General features: G+C 74.8%; 21 protein-coding genes and 2 pseudogenes. 11 read left to right on the top strand and 12 right to left on the bottom strand.

The window, feature by feature from the left end:
• Positions 1-522: 522 nt before the first annotated feature.
• Entirely contained in the window at positions 523-1,641 is a 1,119-nt protein-coding gene (locus tag PUR71_RS09310; protein WP_329925957.1) for a BTAD domain-containing putative transcriptional regulator, read from the top strand.
• A gap of 194 nt (positions 1,642-1,835) precedes the next feature.
• Here PUR71_RS09310 and PUR71_RS09305 read toward each other — a convergent pair whose 3' ends face one another.
• The 3 genes from PUR71_RS09305 to PUR71_RS09295 all read right to left on the bottom strand — a co-directional run bounded on the left by PUR71_RS09305 (position 1,836) and on the right by PUR71_RS09295 (position 3,893).
• Positions 1,836-2,510 (bottom strand): cutinase family protein, encoded by a 675-nt coding sequence (locus PUR71_RS09305; protein ID WP_329925955.1) that lies wholly within the window; start codon positions 2,508-2,510, stop codon positions 1,836-1,838.
• A 160-nt stretch (positions 2,511-2,670) separates the two neighbouring features.
• Positions 2,671-3,189, bottom strand: coding sequence for a universal stress protein (locus PUR71_RS09300; protein WP_329925953.1), 519 nt, complete (start codon positions 3,187-3,189; stop codon positions 2,671-2,673).
• 122 nt (positions 3,190-3,311) lie between these two features.
• Positions 3,312-3,893 (bottom strand): hypothetical protein, encoded by a 582-nt coding sequence (locus PUR71_RS09295; protein ID WP_329925952.1) that lies wholly within the window; start codon positions 3,891-3,893, stop codon positions 3,312-3,314.
• A 377-nt stretch (positions 3,894-4,270) separates the two neighbouring features.
• On the opposite strand from PUR71_RS09295, the gene PUR71_RS09290 reads away from it, so the two are divergent.
• The 9 genes from PUR71_RS09290 to PUR71_RS09250 all read left to right on the top strand — a co-directional run bounded on the left by PUR71_RS09290 (position 4,271) and on the right by PUR71_RS09250 (position 15,260).
• Positions 4,271-4,570: a hypothetical protein gene (locus PUR71_RS09290; RefSeq protein ID WP_329925950.1), complete on the top strand. Its 300-nt coding sequence runs from the start codon at positions 4,271-4,273 to the stop codon at positions 4,568-4,570.
• A gap of 87 nt (positions 4,571-4,657) precedes the next feature.
• Positions 4,658-5,110 (top strand): SRPBCC family protein, encoded by a 453-nt coding sequence (locus tag PUR71_RS09285; protein WP_329925948.1) that lies wholly within the window; start codon positions 4,658-4,660, stop codon positions 5,108-5,110.
• A 456-nt stretch (positions 5,111-5,566) separates the two neighbouring features.
• The gene (locus tag PUR71_RS09280) at positions 5,567-6,565 is read left to right on the top strand and encodes a 3-oxoacyl-ACP synthase III family protein (RefSeq protein ID WP_329925946.1); all 999 of its coding nucleotides are present in this window, start codon (positions 5,567-5,569) and stop codon (positions 6,563-6,565) included.
• Positions 6,566-6,568: 3 nt separating this feature from the next.
• On the top strand, positions 6,569-7,561 hold the full coding sequence (locus tag PUR71_RS09275; RefSeq protein ID WP_329925944.1) for a hypothetical protein: 993 nt from the start codon (positions 6,569-6,571) through the stop codon (positions 7,559-7,561).
• A complete protein-coding gene (locus PUR71_RS09270) occupies positions 7,558-9,552 on the top strand; it encodes a fatty acid CoA ligase family protein (protein WP_329925942.1) in 1,995 nt (664 codons plus the stop codon). The genes PUR71_RS09275 and PUR71_RS09270 overlap by 4 nt, the downstream gene beginning before the upstream one ends.
• Complete coding sequence (locus tag PUR71_RS09265) at positions 9,549-10,586, top strand: NAD-dependent epimerase/dehydratase family protein (RefSeq protein ID WP_329925940.1); 1,038 nt, start codon at positions 9,549-9,551, stop codon at positions 10,584-10,586. The genes PUR71_RS09270 and PUR71_RS09265 overlap by 4 nt, the downstream gene beginning before the upstream one ends.
• Complete coding sequence (locus tag PUR71_RS09260) at positions 10,583-13,627, top strand: non-ribosomal peptide synthetase (protein WP_329925939.1); 3,045 nt, start codon at positions 10,583-10,585, stop codon at positions 13,625-13,627. Before PUR71_RS09265 ends, PUR71_RS09260 begins: the two co-directional genes overlap by 4 nt.
• Positions 13,624-14,307, top strand: a complete 684-nt coding sequence (locus PUR71_RS09255; protein WP_329925937.1) for a formyltransferase family protein — start codon at positions 13,624-13,626, stop codon at positions 14,305-14,307. Before PUR71_RS09260 ends, PUR71_RS09255 begins: the two co-directional genes overlap by 4 nt.
• Before the next feature lie 302 nt (positions 14,308-14,609).
• Positions 14,610-15,260: a hypothetical protein gene (locus PUR71_RS09250; protein ID WP_329925935.1), complete on the top strand. Its 651-nt coding sequence runs from the start codon at positions 14,610-14,612 to the stop codon at positions 15,258-15,260.
• A gap of 7 nt (positions 15,261-15,267) precedes the next feature.
• Here the strand turns inward: PUR71_RS09250 and PUR71_RS09245 are convergent, their stop codons facing one another.
• Positions 15,268-15,753 carry a hypothetical protein gene (locus PUR71_RS09245; protein WP_329925959.1) on the bottom strand — a complete coding sequence of 162 codons (486 nt, stop codon included), beginning with the start codon at positions 15,751-15,753 and terminating at the stop codon, positions 15,268-15,270.
• Positions 15,754-15,943: 190 nt separating this feature from the next.
• Complete coding sequence (locus PUR71_RS09240; protein WP_329925934.1) at positions 15,944-16,774, bottom strand: SAM-dependent methyltransferase; 831 nt, start codon at positions 16,772-16,774, stop codon at positions 15,944-15,946.
• Positions 16,775-16,910: 136 nt separating this feature from the next.
• Between PUR71_RS09240 and PUR71_RS09235 the strand changes: the two genes are divergently transcribed.
• Positions 16,911-17,789, top strand: coding sequence for a DUF1906 domain-containing protein (locus PUR71_RS09235; protein WP_329925932.1), 879 nt, complete (start codon positions 16,911-16,913; stop codon positions 17,787-17,789).
• A 111-nt stretch (positions 17,790-17,900) separates the two neighbouring features.
• Here the strand turns inward: PUR71_RS09235 and PUR71_RS09230 are convergent, their stop codons facing one another.
• From PUR71_RS09230 to PUR71_RS09215, 7 genes and pseudogenes are all read right to left on the bottom strand, one after another.
• On the bottom strand, positions 17,901-18,932 hold the full coding sequence (locus tag PUR71_RS09230; RefSeq protein WP_329925930.1) for a CU044_5270 family protein: 1,032 nt from the start codon (positions 18,930-18,932) through the stop codon (positions 17,901-17,903).
• Positions 18,929-19,567, bottom strand: coding sequence for an RNA polymerase sigma factor (locus tag PUR71_RS09225; RefSeq protein ID WP_329925928.1), 639 nt, complete (start codon positions 19,565-19,567; stop codon positions 18,929-18,931). Before PUR71_RS09225 ends, PUR71_RS09230 begins: the two co-directional genes overlap by 4 nt.
• Before the next feature lie 216 nt (positions 19,568-19,783).
• Entirely contained in the window at positions 19,784-20,248 is a 465-nt protein-coding gene (locus PUR71_RS41220) for a hypothetical protein (protein ID WP_443077412.1), read from the bottom strand.
• Positions 20,231-20,944: pseudogene (locus tag PUR71_RS41215) on the bottom strand (diaminopimelate decarboxylase); the annotation flags it as partial. The gene PUR71_RS41220 and the pseudogene PUR71_RS41215, both read right to left, overlap by 18 nt.
• A 314-nt stretch (positions 20,945-21,258) precedes the next feature.
• Positions 21,259-21,429 carry a helix-turn-helix domain-containing protein gene (locus PUR71_RS41210; protein ID WP_443077411.1) on the bottom strand — a complete coding sequence of 57 codons (171 nt, stop codon included), beginning with the start codon at positions 21,427-21,429 and terminating at the stop codon, positions 21,259-21,261.
• 214 nt (positions 21,430-21,643) lie between these two features.
• Positions 21,644-22,288, bottom strand: a pseudogene (locus tag PUR71_RS41205) (hypothetical protein); the annotation flags it as partial.
• 717 nt (positions 22,289-23,005) lie between these two features.
• Positions 23,006-24,199 (bottom strand): glycoside hydrolase family 27 protein, encoded by a 1,194-nt coding sequence (locus PUR71_RS09215; RefSeq protein ID WP_443077410.1) that lies wholly within the window; start codon positions 24,197-24,199, stop codon positions 23,006-23,008.
• Between the last annotated feature and the right edge of the window lie 382 nt (positions 24,200-24,581).

The following is a 24,581-nucleotide window of genomic DNA, read 5'->3' as shown; positions in this document are numbered from 1 at the left end:
TGCCCCGGGCCCGGCCCCGCGCACACCGTTTTTCGCGCCGGGCAGAGGACGGCCCGCCGGGACCCCGATGGCTCGACGCTCGTCCTTCCCCTGAGTCCTGGCCCCTCTTCCACTCCTGGGCCACGGGCCCGGAGGCGTAGCAGTCCAACCGGACGGCGCGCCGCACCGGTTCGCTCGGCAGCAGGACCCAAGAGAACGAAGAACGAAGAACGAAGTGCCCGACGGCCAGGGCCGCCGGGCACTGCTCTTCTCCCGCTACCAGCCGGCCGGGGCGAGGGGGCGAGGAATCGGCGCAGCGTGTGGGCGGCACCCACGGTGGCGGCGAAGGTGGCCGCCACGGGGGAAAGCCCGAGGACGACAGTGTGCACGGGGACCATCCCAGCGCGTGCGGGGATGGCTCCAGCCCACCGACTCCGTCCACCCGGGTACTCCGGATCGTTCCGGATTACGGCGCGCTCGCCGCCCCGCTACCTTGTCGACGCCGTCCGCCCGAGCGGCCGGCCCGGAGTCCAGGGAGCAGCGATGTCGATGACCGTCACCGCCGGCCGGCCGATCACCGCCGTGCCCGGCCAGCAGGAACTCGGGAAGCAGGGGCTCGGCCGGCCGGACCTCGACCGGCGGGAGCGCGAGGTGCTGCACGCGGTCGGCTGCGGGCTGCGTGACGACGAGATCGCCGCGCAGTTGGCCGTCCCCGAGGACGTCGTGGCCGGGCACCTCGCGCGGATCCTGGTCAAGCTCGGGCTGCGGGACCGGGCCGCCGCCATCGTCCACGCCTTCGACTGCGGGCTGGTCTCCCCCGGCCGCGGCCCCCGCACGCGGGCGGCGGGCCCGGCGGCCAGGGGCGGCGGCGCCGCGCGGGCGGTCGGGCCGCGGGTGCGGATCTCCGTGCTCGGGCCGCTGCGGGCCTGGCAGGACGGGCGCTGCCTGAACCTGGGGCACCTGCGCCAGCAGGCCGTGCTCGCGGCGCTGGCGCTGCGCGGCGGACGGACGGTCAGCCGGCACGAACTCCTCGACGGCGTCTGGGGCCAGGAGCCGCCCGTCACCAACGTCGTACCGGTCTACGTCTACCGGCTGCGCAAGGCGCTGCGCCTCGGGGACGGCCCGGACCAGGTGATCGAGCACGACCGCTGCGGCTACCGGCTCGTCCCCGGCGCGGCCGACGTGGACCTGGCGCGCATGGAGGACCTGGTCGCCGAGGCGAGGACCGCCCACCGGGCGGGTGACACGGCCGAGGCGGTGCGCCTGTGCGCGCGGGCGCTGGACCTCTTCGGCGGCGAGCTCCTGGCCGGCCTGCCCGGCCCGCTCGCCGAGTTGGAGCGGGTGCGGCTCACCGAGCGCCGGATCGCCGTCGCGCAGCGGAAGTCGGAGTGGCAGCTGCGGCTGGGCCGGCACGCCGAGGCGGTGGCCGAGCTGTTCGCGCTGTCCGCGGAGCACCCGCTGAACGAGCCGGTGGCCGCGATGCTGATGCGTGCGCTGTACCGCGGCGGCCGGCAGGCCGACGCGCTGGCCGTGTTCGGCCGCGCCTGCCGGCACCTGGCCGACGACCTGGGCGTCGCGCCGAGCCGGATGCTGCGGCGCACCCACCAGATGATCCTGCACGGGGACGAGGCCGGCCTCGGCCTCACCACCGTCGTGCGGTGAGGCCGGGACTTCTTCAGGGGTTCCGTGCAGTCAGGAGGCTCTACCTTCTGAGCCGGTTGATCGAGACATTCGTAATGGCAGGACTACGACACCACCCAGCAAGGCACTACTAGGGAATCCCGATGACGGGGCCGGCCGCCCGGCGGACTGCCGGGCGGCCGGGGGGCGTTGGGGGCCTTACACGCCTTGCGCGCCTACCAGGAGGCGGGGCGCCAGGCGCCGTTGTACCACTCCTCGTTGGCGCTGTCGTTGTGGTGGTCCATGTCGAAGTCCATGGGGTAGTTGTTGACGTGGTTGGCCGGGTAGGTCCAGATGCCGGCCGACTCGTCGCAGACGTAGTCCCAGTTGCAGATCGTCTTGACCGGCACGTTGCCGAAGAACCGGTCGGCGCCGGCGAGCGGCGCGCCGATGAGGCCGCCGAACGGCACCGCCCCGCCGTTGGCTCCGGGCGGGCCCTGGCGCTTGGGGTCGGCGACCAGGATGGCGTTGACGTTGCCGAAGGTCTGCCAGTTCTCGGTGACCCAGACGTGCACCACGCCGGCGCCCAGGGAGTACCCGCCGATCTTGACGTGCTGGTCGGGACACGCGGCGCGCTGGTCGCGCACCAGCCGGTTCAGCTCGTTGACGCCCGCGCGCGTGCTCGCGCCGTTGGGGATCTGGGTGGGATACCCGACGTGCTGCTGGATGTTGCCGCGGAAGCCGTCGTTGTTCCACGAGCTGCCGGTGCCGCCCACGACGATCGTGTAGGTACCCTCGCACGGAGCGGTCACCCGCGTCGTGGCCGCCTGGGCCACGGTGCCCTGGGCCGCCGTCAGCCCGGTGGTCATCAGGAGTCCGGCCGCCGCGGCCGCGATCCTTCGTGCTCGCATTCGCTTCTCCCCACGTAGTGGGCCGACGCGTCCGCTCTCCGGTGCGGTGCGCTGGGCGGTCGGCCGAGGTGACCGGACGACAGTGACAGCGGGCGATGACATCCCGATGAAGTCCGTGGTCGTTCGTACCGCCCCGGTCGGGCGTGGGGCCCGCCCCGGCTCAGGCGGCGACGAGCTCGCGCAGGTCGATGCCGCGGTGCAGGGCGCGCAGGTCGTCGAGCAGGCCGGACGGCGGCACGGCGAGCACGCCGCAGCGCGCGCGGTTGAGGCAGTGGCGGGTGACGGAGCCGGGCAGCAGTCGGCGCAGCCTGCCGCGCGCGCCGTCCTGGCGGCCGGTGCTGACCACCAGCAGGTCGCCCGGGCGCTCGGCCAGCCCGGTCAGGACGGGCCCGGCCTGGCCGCGGACCACCATGGGCTCCACCGCCACGCCGATCGGCAGGCCGCCGAAGGCCTCCTCCAGCGCGCGGTCCAGCCGGGTGCGGGCGGCGTCCTCCCACACGCGCAGCAGCGGCGGACAGGGCTGCGCACGGTAGTTGCGCTCGCCGCCGACGGGGGTCCAGGCGAGCACCGGGACGAGGACGGCGCCCCGGGCCCGGGCCTCGGCCGCCGCGCGGTGCAGGGCGGTCAGGCTGTGCAGCGAGCCGTTCACTCCGACGATGACGCGTGCGCCGTACGACATGATCCTTCGCTTTCCCGTGTCAATCCCGCTTGATGTCTGCGATTACATTGACACAGTCCTAGCTTGGCCTGCAAATGCAAGGTATAAACTGAATCCTTCCTTTCATCTCCCGGCCACGCCCCTCACGCTTCCCGCACCTCCTGGAGCAGCCCCCAGGTGAAGTCGGCGGTGTACGCGCGCACCCGTCCGTCCGCGTCCGGGATGCCGAAGTCCAGCCGGAAGCGGGTCGGGGCGCCGCCCTCGCGCGGCACGGCGGGCGGGAAGGCGGCGGCGACGTCGCCGACCACGCAGCTCCACGGCGCCAGGTCGGCGGGGGTGCGCAGTTCGGGCGCCGGGGCGCCGTCGGCGCGCACCAGCCACTCGTTCAGCAGCGGGGCGCCGGCGTCGGCCGGGCCCAGCAGGATCTCGAAGCGCAGGCCCGGCCAGAGCGGCAGCTCCCACTGCCGCGCGGTGCAGGCGAGGTCCCCGACCGGCCGCGCCACGCTCGCCGCGGGCGGCCCGAGGACGGCGGTGTAGCGGGCGGCGCCGCGCGGGAAGCCGGGCGCGCGGACCATCGCCTGCCAGCGCTTGTTCGCCTCCCGCATCCCGGCCCGGGTGGCTCCGAGCCGGCGGACGGCGTCCTCGACGAGCTCGGGGTGGTAGTCGGCCATCCTGCGCAGCAGGACCAGCTGGAACTCGGTCGCACCGAAGCCGTTGATCGCCATGCCGGCAGGCTACGCCGGACCCCTACTCCCCCGTCCGGCCCGTCGCGTCGCGCTCGGCGAACACCTCGCGGGCGGCCGCGATCCCGTTGAGTGCGGCCGGGAAGCCCGCAGAGGCGGCCATCTGGATGATCGTCTCGACCGCCTCCTGCCGGGTGGCTCCGCGCCGGCCTGCCCACCCGCACGATGGTCGACATCCTCTACGCCCCGGTCCACTACCGCGTCCTGCTCGGCGCCGGCCCCGAGGAGACCCTGCGCAGCCCCCTCCTCGTCGAAACCGTCCTCGAAGGCCCGAGCCCGGCCTGAGGCCACAACGGCGGCTCCGGAGCACGGCGTTGACGTGCCGTCATCGATCTGGCTCCCACGCGGGCGCCTTCACGATGGTGTACCAGCAGGACGGCAACCTCGTCGAGTACGACCTCAACGGCAACCCGATCTGGAAGACCGACACCGCCGGCACCGCGCCCGGCAAGGTGATCATGCAGTACGACGGCAACCTCGTCGTCTACGACGCCTTCCAGCGGCCGCAGTGGTCCTCGCGCACCGACAACGGGTGCAGCCCGTCCGCCAACTGGCTCCGGATCCAGGACGACCGGAACGTGGTGATCTACCGGCCGCACGGCGACGGGCCGTGGACGCCCGTGTGGTCGAGCCTGAACGGAACCGTCGGCTCCTGCTGAGACCGCGGTGACCGAGGGCCGGGACAGCGCCGCCGGGCGCCGCCCCGGCCTTTCGGGTGCCGCCCTCCAGCGCGGTTAGAGTGCCGTATGGCCCGATTCGTCCTGACCCGCCGCTGCCCGCTGCCGCCGGACGAGTGCTGGGCACGGCTCACCGCCTGGCCCCGGCACGGGGACCGGGTGCCGTTCACCCGCGTGAGGGCGGTGCGGGGCAGCGGGCGGGAGGCCGGGGACGTCGTGCTCGCGCGCACCTCCCTGGGACCGCTGCACTTTGACGACCCGATGGAGATCGTCGCACTGGGCGCCCCCGGGGACGGTCGGCCCGGGACGTGCCGGCTGGAGAAGCGCGGACGCGTGGTGCGCGGCCACGCCGAGCTGCGGGTGCGCGCGGTGGGCGCGGGCAGCGAGGCCGTGTGGGCGGAGGAGCTGCGGATCGCCGGCCTGCCCCGCCTGCTCGACCCGCTGGTGGCCGCTGCCGCGCGGGTCGTGTTCGGGCGGGTGCTGGACCACCTGCTCGCCGCCGACGTCCACGCCGCGCGGTGAGATCGCCCGCCTCCGGGAGCCGTCGCGGGCTCACGCGATAGCGCCCGGACGGGATTCCGAGAAAAGGGCGGGAACCCTTCCGTACCGCCCGCCGACCAAGACCAACCATCCGTACAGAGAGGATGGTTGTGCCCTTGCGCGAACGCGGCCGGAAATAGCGGGTGGCGATCGTCACACACCCGCGAGGCCCGGTCGCTTTGAGTAATGCGATAGTCTCCGACGGTGATTGGCGCGCTCGCGTCATGGAGCGGTACTCCCCTGACCTGGGAGAAGTCCGCCAAGTAACCATGGGCACATCGGGTTCAGGCGTGCACGAAGGTCGTCGTGGGGTGATGCCGGATCACCTCGCGTGATTTTACGTGCCTTTAATCGCCCGGACTCGCGCTGGAAAGAAAAGAGGGTGTCGTGAACAAGACTCGGTTAGAAGCCATCGGGGCCTACCTCCCCACCACGGTGATGAGCACCGCCGAACTCCTCGGCCGCCTGGAGAAGACGCCGGAGTTCGACCTCGTGAAGATCACCGGCACGACGGAGCGGCGGGTGGCGGACGACACCGCGCACGAGCCCGAGGACAGCCTGACGATGGCGGTGGCCGCCGCCCGGGACTGCCTGGCGCGCTCCCGCCACGCGCCGGACGGCATCGACGCCGTGATCTCCTGCTCCATCAGCCGCATGGCCGACGGCGGGCGCCTGCAGTTCGAGCCCTCGTTCGCGCACCGCATCGCCGAGGAGATCGGCGCGGCGAACGCCCTGCGCTTCGACGTCTCCAACGCCTGCGCCGGCATGATGACCGGCGTCCTCCTGCTGGACCGGATGATCCGCGCCGGCACCGTGCGCAACGGCCTGGTGCTGAGCGGCGAGCAGATCACCCCCATCGCCTTCACCGCCGCCCGCGAGATGGAGGACAGCCGGGACCCCCAGTTCGCGTCGATGTCCGTCGGGGACTCCGCCGTCGCGCTGGTGATGGACCGCGCCACGGACGAGCGCGACGTGATCCACGACATCGAGCTGATGACGTGTTCGGAGTACTCGCACCTGTGCCTCGGCATGCCCAGCGACGGCACCGGCGGCATGGCCATGTACACCAACAACAAGGAGATGCACGCCGAGGACCGGCTCTCGCTGTGGCCGGCCTTCCACGGGGACAAACTCGCCGAGCAGGGCCGCCGGTTCGCCGACGAGGGCTACGACTTCGTCATCCAGCACCAGGTCGGCACCCGGTTCGTGGACTTCATGAACGCCACCGGCGAGAGCCGCTTCGGCGCGCCCATGCCGGCGTCCCTCTCCGTCGTCGACCGGCTGGCGAACACCGCCACCACCTCGCACTACCTGGTGCTGCACCAGGCGCTCGCCGAGGGCCGCATACCCGGGGGGTCGAAGGTGCTGATGGTGCCCGCCGCCTCCGGTGTCGTGACCGGCTTCCTGTCCGCGACCGTCTCCTCCCTGGAGGTGTGACCCATGGCCACCGTCATCACCGCCGCCGCCCCCGCCCCCGCCGACGGCTCCGGCAGCTCCATCGGCCACGCGGCCGCGGCCGGCCGCGCCTGCCTGGAGCGGGCCGGACTCGCCCCCGCCGACGTCGACGTCCTGATCAACGTCGGCGTCTACCGCGACTCCAACATCGTCGAGCCGTCCGTCGCCGCGCTCATCCAAAAGCGCCTGGGCATCAACCTCGACTACCTCCACTCCCCCGAGCGCCGGGCCGCGTTCTCCTTCGACCTGATGAACGGCGCCTGCGGCCTGCTCAACGCCGTCCAGGCCGCCGACGCCCTGCTCGCCACCGGCGGCGCCCGCCGGGTCATGGTGGTCTGCGCCGACACCCACCCCTCGACGGACGCCGCCCGCGCCGGCACGCCCGCCTTCCCGTACGCGAGCACCGGGGCGGCCCTGCTGCTCGAACACACCGGCGACGGACGCGGCTTCGGCCGGGTGCACCACCGCTCCCTGCCCGGCGGGCACGGCGTCAACGGCTACCTGCCGCTGCCCGACGTCGGCGCCGGCGGACGCACCAGCATCGTCGTGGACCGCGACGGCGACGCCCTGGACCGCATGCTGGACCTCGCCGCCGACTCCGTGCGCACCGTCCTGCGCACCGAGGACGCCACCGCGGACGCCACCGACGACGGCCCGGACGCCGGCCGCGCCCGTCTCGCCCTCGACCGCACCCTGCTCGTCACCTCGCAGCCCTCGCCCGGATTCGCCGCGCGCCTGGCCAAGCGCCTGGGCCTGGCCGCCGACGCCGCCGTCACCGTCGAGGGCGTCCACGGCGACCCGCACACCTCGGCGCTCGTCCACGGCTACCTCCAGGCCCTGGACACCGGCCGGCTGGCCGGACACGACCGGGTGCTCTTCCTCGCCGTCGGTGCCGGTCTCACCTCGGCGGCCTCGCTCTACCGCCTGACCAGCGGTTGCGCCAACGGCCGCCCCGGCGACGGGGGGACCGTGCGATGACGCCCGCCGCCGCCCCCGCCAGCGACCGACACGCCTCTCCCGCACGGCTGTTCGCCGACCACGCCGCCCGCACTCCCGACACGACCGCGCTCGTCCACCCCGACGCGGACCGCACCGAAGCGGACGGCCGCGCCGCCTACACCACCGTCGGCTACGCCGAACTCGCCACCACCGTCGCGGCCTGCGCCGCCGGCCTGGAAGCGCACGGCATCCGCCGCGGCACCCGCACGGCCCTGCTGGTGCCGCCCGGCGGCGACCTGCTGACACTGGTCCTCGCCATGCTGCACGTGGGCGCCGTCCCCGTCGTCGTGGACCCCGGCATGGGCCTGGAACGCATGCTCGACTGCCTGCGGCGCGTGCGCGTGGAGGCCTTCATCGGCGTCCCGAAGGCCCAGGTGCTGCGCCGGCTGCGCCCGCGCGCCTTCGCCGGCGTGCGCAGCTCCGTCACGGTGAGCGGCCCGGACGGCACCGCGCTGCGCGCCCTGGTCGCCGCCGGCACCGGCCGGACCCCGGTGGCCCCCGTGTCCACCGACCCCGACGACCTCGCGCTCATCGGCTACACCACCGGCAGCACCGGCCCGGCCAAACCGGTCGAGGTCACCGTCGGCATGCTGCTGGCGATGGCGCGGGGCAGCGAGCAGGCCCACTTCACGGACGACGAACGGACCACCCTGGTCACCATGCCGCTCATGGGCGTGTTCGACCTCGTCGCCGGGCGCACCGTGGTCGTGCCGCGGATGGACATGGCCCGGGTCGGCGCCGCCGACCCGGCGTCGCTGGCCGACGCCGTCCGGCGCTTCGAGGTGAACGCGATGTTCGCCTCCCCCGCGCTGCTGGCCCCGCTCGCCGCCCACCTGGCCGCCACCGGCACCCCGGTGCCCTCGCTGCGCCTGGTCATCTCCGGCGGCGCCCCGGTGAGCCCCGCGCTGCTGGGCGGGCTGCGCTCCGTGCTGCCCGACCAGGCACGCGTGTTCAGCACCTACGGGGCGACCGAGGCCCTGCCGATGGCGCTGCTGGAGAGCCGCGAGGCCCTGGCCGCGGGGACCGACGGGCCGGCCGCGGGGCCGGCCGCCGGACTCGGCGTCTGCCTGGGCCGCCCGGCCCCCGGCATGACGGTGCGCACCGTCACGATCGGCGACGACCCGCTGCCCCGCTGGACACCCGGCCTGGCCGTGCCGCCCGGCGAGATGGGCGAGCTCGTGGTGAGCGGACCGGCCGTCAGCCCCCGCTACTTCCGCGCCGATCCGGCCGGCGCCGACGTCGGCGCCGACCACAAGATCCAGGACGGCGACACCCGCTGGCACCGCACCGGTGACGTCGGCTGGATCGACGAGCAGGGCCGGATCTGGTTCTGCGGGCGCAAGAGCCAGCGGGTGAGCACCCCCGAGGGCGACCTGCACACGGTGCGCTGCGAAGGCGTCTTCAACGCCCACCCGCGGGTGCGGCGCACCGCCCTGGTCGGCGTCGGGCCGCGCGGGCACGAGCGGCCGGTGCTGTGCGTGGAGCTGGCGCCGGGCACCGGCCGGGAGCAGTGGCCGCGCATCGAGGAGGAGTTGCGCGCCCTGGGGGCGGAGCACCCGATGACGAAACCGGTCGCGGACTTCCTGGTGCACCCGGCGTTCCCGGTGGACGTGCGCCACAACGCCAAGATCCGCCGCGAGCTGCTGGCCGGCTGGGCCGAGGACCGGCTCACCGGCAGCCGCCGCCCCACCGCCGCGGCCCTGGCGCTGCGGGCGGTGCCGCTGGCCGGCTGGGCGTACCTGGCCGCGTGGCCGCTGCTGCCCTGGGAGCACCCGGTGCTCACCGCCCTGTGGTGGACGGACGCCTTCCTGAGCGTCGTCGTCCACGCGGCGCAGGTCCCGGCCGCGCTGCGGGCCGAGCAGGAGCGCGCCACCGCCCGCAGGCCGGCGGCCACCGCCGCCCTCACGATGCTCTTCGGGGCGACGTGGTGGCGCCCGGCCCGCGCCCGCGCGAAGGGGGTGGCGTCGTGAAGGTCCTGGTGACGGGCGCGTCCGGATTCCTGGGCAGCCACATCGTCGACGCCTGTCTGCGGGCCGGCGACGAGGTCCGGGTGCTGGTGCGCGAGGGCAGCGACCTCGGTCACCTGCGCACCGTGCGCGGCGTCGAGTTCGCCTTCGGCGACCTGCGGGACCGGGCCTCGCTGCGGGCGGCGGCCGAGGGCGTCGACGCGGTGCACCACAGCGCCGCCCGGGTCACCGACCGGGGCACCCGGGCCCGGTTCCACGCCGAGAACGTCGAGGGCACCCGGCGGCTGATGGCCGCCGCCCGCGACGCCGGGGCCCGGCGGTTCGTCTTCATCAGCAGCCCCAGCGCGCTGATGGGCGTGCGCGACGGCGACCGGCTCGGCATCGACGAGAGCGAGCCCTACCCCAGGCGCTTCCTCAACCTGTACTCGGAGACCAAGGCCGCCGCCGAACGCCTCGTCCTGGGCGCCGACCGGCCGGACTTCACCACCGTCGCGCTGCGCCCGCGCGCCGTGTGGGGCCCGCGCGACCACTCGGGGTTCATGCCGCGCCTGCTGGCGAAGATGATGGCCGGGCGCCTGCCCGACCTCTCCGGCGGCCGGCCCGTCCTCGCCTCGCTGTGCCACTGCGACAACGCCGCCGCGGCGAGCGTGCGCGCCGCCCGGGCCCCCGGGGTGGGCGGCCGGGCCTACTTCGTCGCGGACCCGGAGCCGGTGGAGGTGTGGGGCACCCTGACCGCCCTCGCCGAGCGCTTCGGCGGCACGCCCCCGACCCGGCGGGTCCCCCTCGGGCCGCTGAAGGCCGCCGCGTTCGCGGCGGACCTGCTCTGGAAGCTGCCCCCGCTCGCCGAGCACACCTCCCCGCCGCTGTCCCGCTACTCGCTGGCCCTGCTGACCCGGTCCGCCACGTACGACACCTCGGCGGCGCGCCGCGACCTGGGCGCGCCCGTGGTGGACCACGAGACCGGGATGGCCCGGCTGGCCGCCTGGATCGAGGAGATCGGCGGCGTCGACGCGTACACCAGGAAGGTCCAGCCTTGATCGCGCACAGCACAGCCACCGCCCCCGGCTTCCGGCGGCCCGTCTCGCCCACCGAGTGGTCCTACCTCGCCGCCGCGCGGCTGGGCGAGCTGATGGTGATCCAGCTCGTGGTCGAGGGCGACGGGGACATCGACGCCCGAGCGCTGGCCGGGGCCGTGGCGCGGGCCTCGCGGGCCTGCCCCGGCTCCCGGCTCGTGCGGCGCGGGCGCACGTGGCACGACAGCGGGGTGGCGGCCAGGGTCGTGGTCGCCGACGCGCCCGCCTTCGACCGCACCGCGCTGAGCGGCCTGCCCGAGCTGACCGGCCACCTGGCGCAGGACGGGGACTCCCCGGCGTGCGAGGTGCTGCTGCTCACCGGGCGGCCGTCCACCGTCGTCTTCCGCGCCGCCCACGCCGTGATGGACCTCAAGGGCCTGCGGACCTGGGCCGCCGAGGTCTTCCGCGCCCTGCGGGGCGAGCCCGCGCGGGAGGCCGCGGACCCGCTGACCGACCACCGGCTGCTGGCCGCGCTCGGCCCCAGCGGGCAGCGCCCCCGCCTCGGGCTCGACCGGCGCTCCCCGCTGGGCGGCCCGGCGGGCCCGGCCGCCGTGTGGCGCCGGCGGACCGTGCCGGGCCGGGCCCCGGCGGCGGCCGCGCGGGTCTCGGCGGCACTCGCCGGGGCCGTCGGCGCCCCGGCCCGCATCATGGTGCCGGTGGACCTGCGCCGGCACGTGCGGGCCACGGCCGCCACCGCGAACCTCACCCTGCCCGTGTTCCTCGACGTGTCCCCCGGCCAGGACCCGGACACCGTCCACCGGCGGCTGCTGGACGCCCTCGCCGACCGGCGGGAACTGGCCACCGGCACCGAGGCCGCGCTCGCCCGGCTCCCGCTGCCCGCGGCCGCCGCCCTCGTGCGCGCCTCCCGGGCCGCGGAACTGGCCCGCCACCGCCACCTCGCCTCGGCGATCGTCTCGCACGCCGGCCGCCTGGACCCCGCCGAGTTCAGCACCGGCGCCTTCACCGCGACGACCGCCTACGCGCTGCCCGTCCACGCGCCCCTGGTGCCGTTCAGCGTCGTGCTGCTCGAACTTCCCGGCCACACCGAGCTGGTGGTCTCCGCCCGCGGGGCCGCGGACGTCGGCGAGCGCTGCGACGCGCTGATCGACCGCATCGCCGCGGCGCTCACGACCGGCGAACAGCCTCCGGCGGAAGGTGCGTTGCGGCAGAGCGCCGCCGAGCGGCTGATCGCCCCGGGCCCCGAGGGACTGCCGCCCCTGGACACCACCGTCGTCCAGCTGTTCCGCGCGCAGAGCGCCCGCTCCCCGCAGGCCACCGCCGTGACCGGCGACACGGCGCACTGGTCCTACGACGAACTCGACCGGCGCTCGGACGCCGTCTGCGCCGAACTGCTCGCGAGGGGCGTGCGGCGCGGCGAGGTCGTCGGGGTCCTCGCCGACCGCACGGCGTACGGGATCGCGGGCGTGTGGGGCGTGCTCAAGGCGGGCGCGGCGTTCCTGCCGATCGACGTCCGCAACCCGGCGCGCCGCGTCACCGAGCTGCTGGGCGACGCGCAGGCCCGGTTCTGCCTCACCGAGGACGCCTGGACGGGTCTCGCGGAGGATTTCGACGGAGTGTCAATTCCTTTGGAGAAAACGGCCGACGCTCCCATCGACGCGCGGGAGCGCGGGGCGCTCGCCGCCGCCGCGCCGGGCCCGGACGACCTCGCCTACGTCATCTACACCTCCGGCTCCACCGGCCGCCCCAAGGGCGTTCAGGTCGAGCACCGGAGCCTGGTCAACGCCGTCGGCTGGCTGGCCCCGCTCATGCGCTGCGACGAGGGCACCCGCGCCGCGTACTCCTTCTCGCCCGGCTTCGACCTGTCGCTGATGCAGGTCTTCCCGCCGCTGCTGCACGGCGGCGCGGTCGTGCCGGTGCCCGGCGAGCTCGACCACCTCAAGCTCCGCGACATGTACGCGGGCCGGCTCGCCAACACCCTGTCGCTCACCCCGACCCACCTCGGCCTCGCGGCCCGCCTCGGCATCCGCCCGGCCGGCATCCGCGCACTGCAGCTGGGCGGGGAGAACCTCACCGCGGCCACCGCCCGGCGCGCCCGCGAGGACTTCGGCCCGGACTGCCTCATCGTCAACGCCTACGGCCCCACCGAGGCCACGCTGGCCTGCACCGTCGCCGTCGTCGGGGACGGCCTCACGCGCGGCTCGGCGCCGATCGGCGTCCCCGTGCACCGCACCGGCGTCAGCGTGCTGGACGAGCAGCGGCGCGAGGTGCCGGACGGCCGCCCCGGGGAGCTGTACGTCACCGGCGCGCAGCTGGCCCGCGGCTACCTCGGCCGCCCCGACCTCACCGCCGAACGCTTCGTCCGCCTCCCGGACGGCCGCCGCGCCTACCGGACCGGGGACCTCGTGCTGCGCCTGCCCGACGGGCAGCTGGAGTACGCGGGCCGCGTCGACGACCAGGTGAAGATCCGCGGCCACCGGGTGGAACCGGCCGAGGTCGAGACGGCGCTGACGGGGCTGGCGGGCATCGCCCAGGCCGCCGTGGTCGCCCGCGGCCGCACCGGGGACGTGCGGGCCCTGTGCGCGTTCGTCGTCCTCGCCCCGGGCGTGGCCACGCTCGACGAGGCCGCCGTCCGGGCGGAGCTGGCCCGCACGCTTCCGCCGCACCTGGTGCCCACGGTGGTGCGCGTGCTGTCCGCGCTGCCGGAGACCGCCAGCGGCAAGACCGACCGCAAGGCGCTGCCGGACCCCTTCGCCGACGCCGCCGCACCGCAGGGGCCGGGTGACGACGGGGACGTGGCGGCCGTGACCGCCCGGATCTGGTCGCGCGTCCTGCGCTGCGAGGCCGCCGCCCTCGACGACTCCTCCGACTTCCACGCCCTGGGCGGCGACTCGCTCGCCGTGCTGGAGATGCTGTCGGCCCTCGGCGAGGAACTGCTCGGCGGCGCGGCCGAACGGCGCCTGCTGGACCGGCTCGGACCGCTCGGCGACGGGCTCACCCTGGGCCGCGTCATCGCCGCCGTCGACGCCGTGCGGAGCGAGTCGTGATCTTCGTCGGCGAGGGCGCGCTGCTGTGGCGCGCCGTACGGCACACCCTCGACAGCGGGCTGCCGGTGGACCTGGTCTGCGGCCCGGCCGCGGAGGCCGCCTCGGCGCCGCCGGGGGTCCGCTTCCTCGCGGCCGCGGACGTCAACGCGGTCGCGGACGAGCTGGCGGCGGCCTGCACGGACGGGCTGGTCTGGTCGGTCAACAACCGGATGATCTTCCGCGCCCCGGTGCTGGCCGGCGGCCTGCGCGTCCTCAACGTCCACCACGGCCCCCTGCCGGCCTACCGCGGACTGCCCGAAGTCGCCCTGGTGTACGCCATGCTGGGCGGTGAGACGCAGTTCGCCGCCACGCTCCACCGCGTCGACGAGGGCATCGACACCGGCCCTGTCCTGGCCCGCGAGCCCTACCCGATCGGCGCCGAGGAGCCGTACCACGTCGTGATGCGCCGGGGCCTGCGAGCTTGCCACCGGCTCTTCGAGCGCTGCCTGCCGCTCGCGGCGGCCGACCCCGACTGGCCCGGCGACCAGGACTGTTCTCCAGTGGTAGGAACCGGCGGCTACTACGGCCGCACGGCACTGGCCCGCCTCCCCCGGCACCGGGACCACCCGCAGTACGCCCGCGCCACCGACCTGGGCTTCCTCGCCGGCTACCTCCCCGAACTGGCCGCCGTCCTGGAGTGACGGCCGGGCGGGGGGCTCAACGGCGCGCCACGTAGTACATGCTGAGGATGTCGCCCCCGCCGTCAGGCCATTCAGCCCGGTGGGGCTGCGTCGACCGCTCTTCCAGCAACGTAGCCGCCGGGGTGGCGCGGGGCACGGCGGGGATCCGCAGGGTGTCTGTGGTGGCCGAATCGGCCCGCGGGTGGTGGACGGTCCGGCCTGAACCGGGGGCGTCGGTGCGTGTGGGCGGATTCGCCAGCAAGGGGGGCCGGTGGTGAGTAGGCTGCCCCGGAGTCGGTGGGGGTCAGGGGAGGAACGTGCTGATGGCGATGGACACTTGTACGGCGAAGGGGCGCCGGGCGGCTGCGGCGGCGGTGCTCGTCCTCGGGGTCGCGGGGGTGCTCGCGGGGTGTTCCTCGGACGGCGGGTCGAAGGCCGGTGCGGCTGCTCCTACGGCGAGTTCCCCGGCACGTACTCCGGCGCAGGCGGCACCGGCCCCCGCCACGAGCGTTCCGGACGCCGTCGTGCCGACGGCCACCCCGAGCGCGCAGCCCGCCGGCAACCGTCCCGCCGACCCGTGCTCCGTCCTGACGAACGACCAGGTCACCGGGGCCCTGGCCGCCTCCACGCCGCTGCGCGCGGAGGGCGCCTCGACCGAGGAGGCGTGGGGCTGCACCTGGGGCTCGCGCCAGTCCTACGTGAGCATCAAGGAACTGGACGCGGCCCGGTTCACGGCCGTGACCGCCGGCTCCCAGTCCGCCTCGTCCCCGCTGCCCGGGATCGGGGACGACGCCGTCCTGGTCAAGAACAAGGAGGACGGCCGGATGCCGAAGGTCGTCTTCACCGTCGCCGGCCACCACTACAGCATCGAGGCCGTGGCCGACCGCAGCGAGCTCGGCGCCGTCAACGCCGCCCGGGAGGCCGCCGTCGAACAGCAGCTGGCCGCCACCGCGGCCAAGGCCCTGGCGGGCTGACCGGCCCTCACTCCTCTTCCTCCGCCCTGGACAGGGCGTCGGTGATCAGGCGGGTCGCGAAGTCCTGGTCGCCGCCGGACATCCGGTTGACGTGCTCGGCGAGGAGGGCGACCATCGCCTCCAGCGGGTTCATCTCGGCGTCCGTCCAGGGCCCGTACTGCGCGCGCCACAGGTTGGGGCTCAGGCCGCTGCCCGCGGCGATCAGCAGGCCGGCCATCATGGGGACGACCTCGGGGTGGAACGTCCTCGGCATCATCCGCATCGTCGACACGAGCGTCGGCACGATGTGCTCGACGACGTCCTTGTCGTGCTCCTCGCAGACCGTCCGCATCCAGCTCATGTACATGTACACGAGCGTGCACGCGCCGTCCAGCAGCTCACCGAACTCCGCGGGGCCCAGCGACGCGGCGAACTCGTCGAGCATGCGCTGGCGTTCGGGGTCCGCCCCGGTCCTGCCGTCGTAGATCGCCTTGAGCCGGGAGTCGATCACCATGAGCGCGGTGCTCACGTCGCCGACCGGGGCGAACTGCGGGTCACAGGGCGAGGGCGACGATGACACGGGACTCCTTCTGCGAGGAACAGGGCCGGTGCGCGGCAGGTCAGTTCGTAGGGTAGGCGCACCGCTTCGGCCCGGTCCGGCGAACCACCGCTCCCCCGGCGCGGAGCGGGTGGCGCGCGCCGGGTCAATCGGCCGCGTGCTGCCGCACCGCCTCGATGAAGCCCGAGACGGACGGCCCGGGCAGCGGGCGCCTGTAGGCGTCGGCGACCTGGTCCAGGGCGGTGAGCCCGGTCGTCCAGCCGTGCCGGTCGAGCCAGTGGTGGGTGTCGGGGCCCAGGCCGCCGCGCCACAGGGCGGTGACGTGGGCGAGTGCCGGGTCGTGCGGCGTTCGGCTCACGTCGCGGCCCTTCTCCATCAGCAGCCGGCTGCCCGGGGCCGCCAGGGCGGCGACGGCCGTGAACAGGCCGGCCGCCTCCTCGGCCGTGAAGTAGACGAGGAGCCCCTCGGCGAGCCACACCGAGCGCCGCGACGGGTCGAAGCCGGCCGCGACCAGGAGCTCGGGCCAGTGCGGGTCCAGCAGATCGGCCGACAGGGCGGTGCGGCGCCCGACGGGCTCGGCGCCCACGTCGTCCAGGACCTTCTGCTTGAAGGCCAGCACCGGGTCCAGGTCGAGCTCGAACACCCGGGTGCCGGCGGGCCAGTCGAGCCGGTAGGCGCGCGTGTCGAGGCCCGCCGCGAGCAGCACGACCTGCTCGGCCCCGTCGGCGGCGGCCGCCAGGAGACGGTCGTCGTAGAAGCGGGTGCGCAGGATGCCGTGCACGACCAGGCCCTTGGCCAGGGCGCTGGGATCGGGACGGGAGCCGGCCGGCTCCACACCGGCGGCGGTGATGAACGCGGTCGCGTACGGGTCGACGAACAGCGCGTCGGGCCGGGCGCTCTCGTAGGCGCGCACCCTGGCGACGGACAGCGCGGTACGGGAGACCGGGCTCAGGGGCTGGGGGGTGTGGGAGGTCATACGGGCAATCTAGCCGCCTGCCCGGAGCTGCCTCAGGGCCTTTTCGGCGTCGGCGGTGTCGCGATTGCGGGTGAACGGGCGCGGCGCGTCGGCACGGTGACGCAGTGGATGCCCGGCGGGCCGCTAGGACGGGGAGATGCGCCTTCCGTCCCTGGCCGCGTTCCCCGCGGCGGCCGTGCTCCTCGTCCTCCCCGGCACCGCCCACGGGCTCGCCCCCGTGGCCCCCGTAGCCACCGCGACGCCGTCGCTCTCCCGCCCGTCACCCCTCACCGCGCCGCTGCCCGAGTACCGGTTCACCGGGGCCGGGTTCGACGCCTGCACGGCCCCGCCGCTGGAGGCCCTGTCCGTGTGGCGCACCGCCTCCCCGTACGGCGCGGTGAACATCTACAGCAGCGGCGGCCAACGCGGCTGCGCCCAGCCCCGGCTGACGCCGCAGTGGGTCGCCGAGGCCCGCGCGATGGGCTGGAAGCTGGTGCCCACGCACGTCGGGCTCCAGGCGCCCTGCGCCGAACGGGCCGACAAGCCGCGGCGCATCGACCCGGCCCGCGCCGCGGAGCAGGGCCGGCAGGAGGCCGGCGAGGCGGCGGCGGCCCTGCGGACGCTCGGCCTGGGCGCGGGCAGCCCGGTCTACCTGGACATGGAGGCCTACCCCGCCGACGACGCCGGGTGCAGCCGCGCCGTCGTCGACTTCACCGTCGGCTGGACCGGGGCCCTGCACGCCGCCGGCTACCGCGCCGGTTTCTACTCCAGCATGGACTCGGGCATCGCCGACGTCGTCGACGCGGCCCGCAGCGGCCGCGCGCCCCTGCCCGACGCCCTCTGGTACGCCCGCTGGGACCGCAACCCCACGACCACCGGCCAGCCCGGCCTGCCCGACGACCTGTGGGCCGGCCACCACCGCATCCACCAGTACCGCGGCAGCGCCGACGAGACGTACGGCGGCGTGACCCTCAGCATCGACCCCGACCAGCTCGACGGCCTGGTGGCGGGCGGCTCCCGGGGCGGGGACGGCTGAGCAAGCCGGGCGGAGCTCTGAGGCGGCACCCCCGTGACTGCCTCAGAGCTCCGCCGGCCGTTCAGGCGGTACGAGACTTCGACGTCTCGTACCGCCTGTGATCCTGGGGGGTCAGTTGGCCGGCTCGGCCTCCAGTTTGTCGACGATGGCCGAGGCGAGGACGGCCGAGGCGTAGTCGTAGCCCTTGCCGTCGCCGGCGCCCGGGGACGGGGTGCCGGCGGGTGGGAGACCGTCGGGGCCGGCGGGCGGGAGGTCGGCGAGGAGGACCTCGCGCACGCCGAGGAAGGCGCCGGTGGTCTTGTCGAAGATCAGGGCCACGCGCATGGTGCCGTTGGTGCCGACCACCGCGACGCCGTGGCGGCCGGCCGCGTCCGTCTCGTCGGCGACCACCGCCGTGCCCGGGATCTTCGCGGCCGCCTGCATGAGCGCTGCGGCGACGGCGGGCGGCGCCGAGATGTTCTGGAAGATCATCTGGACGTCCCCGAAGGCGAACTGGTTGTACATCTTCGGCGTCATCGGCATGCCCGCCACCATCGTGGAGCGGTCGACGGAGAGCAGTTGCTTCAGGAGTTGCTGCGGGTCGGTGGGCAGGGAGGCGACGAACTCGTAGGTCGGGGCGGAGAAGCCCGCCGTCCGCGGGGCCCCGGAGGCGGTCGAGAGCGTGGCGGGCCAGTCGGTCCGTCCGCCGCCCATCGTCGGGTCCAGGATCAGGCCCTGGGACCTGCCGTCGACCGACATCCACGACTTGCGCTCGTGCTTGGTCTCGCGGGCGCCGTCCTGGATCTCGCGCCGGTAGACGAACTGGGCGGCCTTGGCGCCGGGGTCGGGGCTGCCGGCGGCGGCCTTCGCGGCGCGGGCGAGCAGGCCCGCGGGGTCGGTCGGCTCGGGGAGCGGGGTGGCGGTGGGGCTGGGGGCGGACGAGGCCGACGGGACCGGCGCCGCCGGGGCGTCGTCGCCGTGGTGGCGGTCCGGGACGGCCAGGGTGACGGCCGCCAGCGCGCCGACCGCCAGCGGGGAGGCGACCAGCCACACCAGCCTGCGCCGCGGCTTCGGTGCCTTCGTCTCGGCGGCGATCTCACTCATCAGGTGCTCCTTCAGGAACCGTTGGCGGTCGGCGGGGAGCAGTTCGGGCGGGTTGTTCACGAGGTCTCCTCCTGCAACGACCGGGCGGCTTCGAAGCCGCCGACCCGTACCTGTCCGGTGGCGGGAGCGGGTTCCCGCCGGTGTGCCGGCTCGTTGAGCTCGCTCTCGGCGAGCGTGCGCAGCCGGGTCCGCGCCCGGGACAGGCGCGAGCGGACGGTGCCGACCGGGATGCCGAGGGCTTGGGCCGCCGAGGCGTAGTCGAGCCCGACCCACACGCAGAGCCGGAACACCTCGCGTTCGGAGCGGCGTAGTTGGGGCAACGCGCGGCGGACGGCGGCGAGTTGGGAGCCGTCGTCGATCCGGGAGACGAGTTCGTCGGCGAAGTCCGGCACGGCCTCGCGTTCGGCGAGGCGGGCCATGGCGGCGCGGTGGCGGCGGGCGGCCCGGGCGGTGTTGCGCAGGACGTTGGTGGCGATGCCGAAGATCCAGGGGCGCAGGTCGTCGTCGCCGTCGTGCAGTTTGGCGCGCAGGCGCCAGGCCTCCAGGAAGGTCAGCGACACGGCGTCCTCGGCGGTGGCCCAGTCCCCCAGGGTGCGCAGCGCGTAGCCGTACACGGCTTGGGCGTGTGTGTCGAAGACCTCGCCGAGCGCGCGTTGGTCCCCTGCGCGCAGGCGCGCTCGTTGTGACGGTTCCATGTCCTCTCCTGTCCGCCGGCCGTGCGGAGTTCCGTGTGAGCCGTGTCACGCCCGTGTGGTTGGTGGGGGCTCGGCGTCGATTCTCCGGTGGGGTGTGGGAAGTCGCCGGAAGCGGGGGCCTCGGGTGCGTGCGGAACGGGGCCGTGCGGGGGTGTGCCGGGGCCGGCCGCGGCCGTCGTCGGGCGGGGCGCCGGGGACCGCCCTGTGGACGGCGGGTCAGGGGGTGGCCGGCAGCAGGTCGTCGGTGGTCTGGGCGCGGCGCAGGAGTTCGAAGTGCACGGTGCCGTCGGGGTCGACGGCGAAGCCGTGGACGGCGGGCTCGGGCAGGCTGTTGTAGGCGAAGTGCGTGGTCGCGTAGTAGGCGCCGGTGTCGAGGAGGGCGACGAGGTCGCCGGGTTCCAGGAGGGGCAGGGGCCGGGCGCGGGCGAGGAGGTCGCCGGCGAAGCAGCAGGGGCCGGCGATGTCCTGGGGGACGGGGTCGCCGTGTTTGGCGGCGCCCGAGGGGTGGTGGGCGGTGATGCGCAGCGGCCAGGCCTCGGGCATGAAGACGGTGCGGGTGGCGACCTGGGCGCCGGCGTGGGTGAGGGCGATGTGCCGGCCGCCGGCGGTCTTGGTGTACTCGACGTGGGCGGCGATGAAGCCGTTCTTGGCGAGCAGGGAGCGGCCGAACTCGGTGATCACGCGGTAGGCGCCACCGAACAGGGCGGGGGCGTGGGTGCGCAGGTGGTCGGCGTAGGCGGCGTAGGTGGGGTCGGTGGTGTCGTCGGCGAAGTTGACGGGCAGTCCGCCGCCGATGTCGATGCCGGTGATCTGGCGTCGTCCGAGGGTGTCGTTGACGTGTTCGGCGAAGGCGACGGCGCGGGCGACCCCCTGGGCCATGAGGTCGAGGGGGCAGCCCTGGGAGCCGACGTGGACGTGGATCCCGGTGAGCCAGGGGTGGGCGCGGTAGGCGTCGAGCAGGTGTTCGGCGTTGTCGTCGTCGGCGAGCGGGATGCCGAACTTGGAGGTGGCGGTGGCGGTGGACATCGCGCCGATCGTGCCGGCGCCGATCTGCGGGTTGATCCTGATGCCGAGGCGCGAGCGGGAGGGGCGGGTGCGCAGGAGGGCGTCGACGCGGTCGAGTTCCTGCCAGTTGTCGATGTTGACGGCGGCGCCGAGGTCCAGGGCGCGGGCGAGTTCGGCGCGGGTCCTGGCCGGGGAGTCGTAGACGATCCGGGCGGGGTCGTAGCCGGCCGCGAGGGCCTGGGCGAACTCGCCGGGGCTGGCGACCTCGCAGCCCATGCCGAGGTGGCGCAGCCGTGCGAGGAGGGGGACGAGGCAGTTGGCCTTGGCCGCGAAGGTGTGCAGCACGTTGACGGGGTCGGGGAAGGCGCGGTGCAGGGCGGTGACGCTCGCCGCCATGCCGTCGAGGTCGACGAAGGCGGCGAGGAGGGCCTCGTCGGGGTCGAGGAGTCTGCGGCGGACGGCTTCGCGCAGGACGTGTTCGCGGCGGGCGGCGGCGGGGTGCTCGGACGGCTGTGGGGTGGTCATGGCACCAGGCTGCCGGGCGGCGGGGGCCGTGTCTTCGTCCCACGACGCGGATTTCCGGGGCGGGGGTCGCGCCGTGACGGCACGGGCCGTGCCCGTTGGTGCGGGGCGACGGTTCGGGGGCGCTTTCGCCGTGCGGTGCGACGGAACCGGCGCGGCAGTGCTCAGTGTTGGTGGTCCGTCAGCCGCAGGTACAGGTGGGCGAGCAGGCGGGCGTCGGGGTCGTCCAGGTCGATGCCGCAGATCTTCTTCAGCTTCTCGATGCGGTAGCGGAACGTGCCGGCGGGCACGTTCAGGGCGCGTGCGGCCTTGGCGCCGTCCCGGGAGTGCTCCAGGTAGGCGCGCAGCGTGTCGAGCAGGACGTGCTCGCCGGTGCGTGCCGCGTACGCCCGGAGGCGTTCGACCGAGCCGTCGGCCGGGGAGGGTGCCGCGTCGCGCAGGGCGTCCAGGGCGTGCAGCAGGGCGACGGTGTCGGGCAGGTCCGCGACGCGGGCGAAGGGCCGGGCGGCGGCCCGGGCGGAGCGGGTGAGGAGCAGGGCGCAAGGCGAGGTCGGCGGTGCGGCGGGATTCCGGTGCCCGGTCGAGGCGGTCCTGGACGTCGCCGATGCCGATCCGCACGGGCTGGGCGGGGTCCTGGGACAGTTCCCGTGCGAGGGAGTCGCCGAGGCGGGTGAGCTGTGCGGCGGCCCGTTGCGGGTCCGGGTCCAGGCCGCCGAGCAGCACCCGGGCGCCGTGGTGGGAGACCATGGTGAGCGCGTGGTGGCCCTGCCCCGTGCAGTGCCCGGCGGCTTTGCGGGCGAGCCGGCCGTCGGTGTCGGGGCTCCCGGGTGTGGCGGCGATGGCCAGGACGGCGCACGGCTCCGCCGGGGGCAGGCCGGTGCGGGCGGCCAGCGCGTCGGCGGAGCCCCGGCCGTCCAGCAGGGCGCGGGCCGCTTCCAGGAGTTGCTCGCGCTGTCCGGCGCGGCGCACCCGGTCGTACAGGAGGTGTGCGGCGGCGACGCGGGCGGCGGTCCGCAGGGCGGCGGAGACGGTCGGCGGCAGGGGCCGGTCGGTGGGTGCGACCCAGATCGAGCCGAGGATCTCCTCGCCGGCCCGCACGGCGATCGCCGCGCGCTCGGGGACGTCCGCGTGCGCCCGGCGGTGGAGCGCGCCCGGGGCGGTCCTGAGCCGGTGGAAGAAGCCGTTCTTGCGCATCGCCTCCACCCGGTCGGGCGGTACGCGGTTCGTGAGGATGGTGTCGCGGCGGATGTCGTCGACGTCCTTGTTGTTGGAGGAGTGGGCGAGCACGCGCGAGTGCGGGCTCTCGATCGTCACCGCGCCGCCCACCAGGGGGGCCAGGGCCTCGGCGAGCGCGTCGAGGTCGCCGAGGGGCACGGTGGCGATCTCCGGTTCCCCGGCCACGTCCAGGGCCGCGCGCAGGGCCGCGATGAGCTGCGCCCAGTCGACCCAGCTGTGGCGGAAGAGCAGTGCCGTTCCGGCCTCGGCCGCGGCTGCGCGCAGCGCCTCGTTCGGCGGGCCGGCGCCCTCGTCGCGGAAGACGACACCGGCGGCGCCGTCGCGTCCGGCGGCCCCGACCAGGGCGAGGGCCTGCTCGGAGCGGGGGTCGACACGGACGGCGACCAGCAGGTCGCCACGGCCGGCGCCGGGTTCGGGCCGGTCGAAGACGTCGAGGCCGCGGACCGGGACGTCCTGTCCGAGCGGGGCGGCGCACAGCTCGACGACCGCCTCCGTCAGGAGCAGCAGGGCGCGCAGCGTGCGGTCCGGTGCCGTGGTACCGGACCGCTGCGATGCCTGCTCCGGCACGGGCCGCCCCTTCCCCAAGACTGACGAACGGCGAACAGGCCGACAGGGCCGCCGTGTTGGGCGGTCAGCCTACTCTCCGCGACAGGGCCGGGAAGGGGTGACGTGACGTCAGCGCTTCGAGCCGGATCCCGCCGGGGTGACCCGGTACATCACGGCGCCGTGGCCCGGTACCGAGGCGCTGATGGCCCCGGGGGTCTCGCCCGTGGTGTGTTCCCAGAGGTCGCGCAGGACGTAGCGGTCGGCGGCGGGCAGTCCCACGGCGGAGGCGGTCGTGGAGATGACGGCGCGTTCGGCGTTCTCGTTGAAGAGCGTGACGGCCACGGAGCCGTCGTCGAGGGGTTTGGCGAGGACGTCGAGGCCGTCGGCCATGGTGACCGGCCGGCCCTGCTTGCCGAGCGGGTCCTGGTCCACGGCGATGACCTCGGTGTTGCCGATGATCGCCATGGTCTCGGGGGTGGCGGTGCGCAGGTCGGTGCCGGCGAGCAGCGGGGCGGCCATGGCGGCCCAGAGCGAGAAGTGGGCGCGGCCCTCGTCCGCGGTCATGCCGTTGCCGACCTCCAGGGCGTCGGGGTCGTTCCACGCGCCTGGGTGGGCGTGGTCGGCGAGCTTGACGTTGACGTGGAAGATCTCCAGCATCCGCTGGTACGTGGGGTCGATGTCGTTCGTGGTCCGCCAGAGCTGGCCGAGCTCGGCGCCCCAGCTGACGACGTCCTGGTCGCCCCAGTTGCAGATGCTGTAGACGATCGGGCGGCCGGTGCGGGCGAGGGCGTCGGCCATCGCCTTGTAGCGTTCGCGGGCCGAGATCGGCTGGTAGCCGGGGCAGCTGTCGTACTTCAGGTAGTCGACGCCCCAGGCGGCGAAGTCCGCCGCGTCCTGCTGCTCGTGGCCGAGGCTGCCGGGGTAGAGGGCGCAGGTCTCGGTGCCGGCGCTCTCGTAGATGCCGAGTTTGAGGCCCTTGGCGTGGACGTGGTCGGCCACGCCGGCGATGCCGTGCGGGAACTTCACCGGGTCCGGCACGAGGTGGCCGTCGGCGCGTTCGTGGGTCATCCAGCAGTCGTCGATGTTGACGTACTCGTAGCCGGCGGCCTTGAGGCCCGTGGCGACGATCGCGTCGGCGGTCTGTTCGATGAGCTGTTCACTGACCTTGCAGCCGAAGGCGTTCCAGTCGTTCCAGCCCATCGGAGGGGTCAGGGCCAGGGCGGCGGCACCGGCCGGCGCCGCCGCTGCCGGGGCCGCCGGGGTGACGGCGGCGGGCGCCGCGCTCAGCACGGCCGCGAGCGCCGTGACCCAGAGTTTGCGCATCGTTCCTCCAGCGGGACAAAGAAGCGGCAAGGGGACTTCGATGGACGGGAACTGATGCTTCGAAATCTGCTGACGCCGGGGGGAGGTCAACCACGAATCGCTCCATGACCACTCGAACGTGTCGGCCGCAGGTCCGGGCGGACCTGCGGTGGCGCCCGGAGAGGCGGTGCGCCGGTGACGGCGGACGGCACCGGGCTGTCAAGGGCACAACCGGAGCGGCACATTCGGCAGTAGCCTCTAATAGGGCTTGGTCAGGTCGGTGCCGTGGTGGCGTGTCCTGGGGAGTAGGTGGCGCGTTGTTGGTGTGTGACACCTGGGGAGATGGCCGAGGTCCGGGAGGACCTGGAGGCGTTCACGGCGGGGTTGTTCGAAGCGTTCACGC

It is taken from the genome of Streptomyces sp. SP17BM10, assembly GCF_036322405.1.
Taxonomy (GTDB): domain Bacteria; phylum Actinomycetota; class Actinomycetes; order Streptomycetales; family Streptomycetaceae; genus Kitasatospora.
The sequence above is the reverse complement of the archived record's forward strand: the minus strand, read 5'-3'. Positions and strand labels throughout refer to the sequence as shown.

Excerpts from the sequence above, each read along its gene's own strand:
- PUR71_RS09310 (WP_329925957.1), top strand. The coding sequence starts at position 523 with ATGTCGATGACCGTCACCGCCGGCCGGCCGATCACCGCCGTGCCCGGC.
- PUR71_RS09305 (WP_329925955.1), bottom strand. The coding sequence starts at position 2,510 with ATGCGAGCACGAAGGATCGCGGCCGCGGCGGCCGGACTCCTGATGACC.
- PUR71_RS09300 (WP_329925953.1), bottom strand. The coding sequence starts at position 3,189 with ATGTCGTACGGCGCACGCGTCATCGTCGGAGTGAACGGCTCGCTGCAC.
- PUR71_RS09295 (WP_329925952.1), bottom strand. The coding sequence starts at position 3,893 with ATGGCGATCAACGGCTTCGGTGCGACCGAGTTCCAGCTGGTCCTGCTG.
- PUR71_RS09290 (WP_329925950.1), top strand. The coding sequence starts at position 4,271 with ATGGTGTACCAGCAGGACGGCAACCTCGTCGAGTACGACCTCAACGGC.
- PUR71_RS09285 (WP_329925948.1), top strand. The coding sequence starts at position 4,658 with ATGGCCCGATTCGTCCTGACCCGCCGCTGCCCGCTGCCGCCGGACGAG.
- PUR71_RS09280 (WP_329925946.1), top strand. The coding sequence starts at position 5,567 with ATGAGCACCGCCGAACTCCTCGGCCGCCTGGAGAAGACGCCGGAGTTC.
- PUR71_RS09275 (WP_329925944.1), top strand. The coding sequence starts at position 6,569 with ATGGCCACCGTCATCACCGCCGCCGCCCCCGCCCCCGCCGACGGCTCC.
- PUR71_RS09270 (WP_329925942.1), top strand. The coding sequence starts at position 7,558 with ATGACGCCCGCCGCCGCCCCCGCCAGCGACCGACACGCCTCTCCCGCA.
- PUR71_RS09250 (WP_329925935.1), top strand. The coding sequence starts at position 14,610 with ATGGCGATGGACACTTGTACGGCGAAGGGGCGCCGGGCGGCTGCGGCG.
- PUR71_RS09245 (WP_329925959.1), bottom strand. The coding sequence starts at position 15,753 with ATGGTGATCGACTCCCGGCTCAAGGCGATCTACGACGGCAGGACCGGG.
- PUR71_RS09240 (WP_329925934.1), bottom strand. The coding sequence starts at position 16,774 with ATGACCTCCCACACCCCCCAGCCCCTGAGCCCGGTCTCCCGTACCGCG.
- PUR71_RS09235 (WP_329925932.1), top strand. The coding sequence starts at position 16,911 with ATGCGCCTTCCGTCCCTGGCCGCGTTCCCCGCGGCGGCCGTGCTCCTC.
- PUR71_RS09225 (WP_329925928.1), bottom strand. The coding sequence starts at position 19,567 with ATGGAACCGTCACAACGAGCGCGCCTGCGCGCAGGGGACCAACGCGCG.
- PUR71_RS09215 (WP_443077410.1), bottom strand. The coding sequence starts at position 24,199 with ATGCGCAAACTCTGGGTCACGGCGCTCGCGGCCGTGCTGAGCGCGGCG.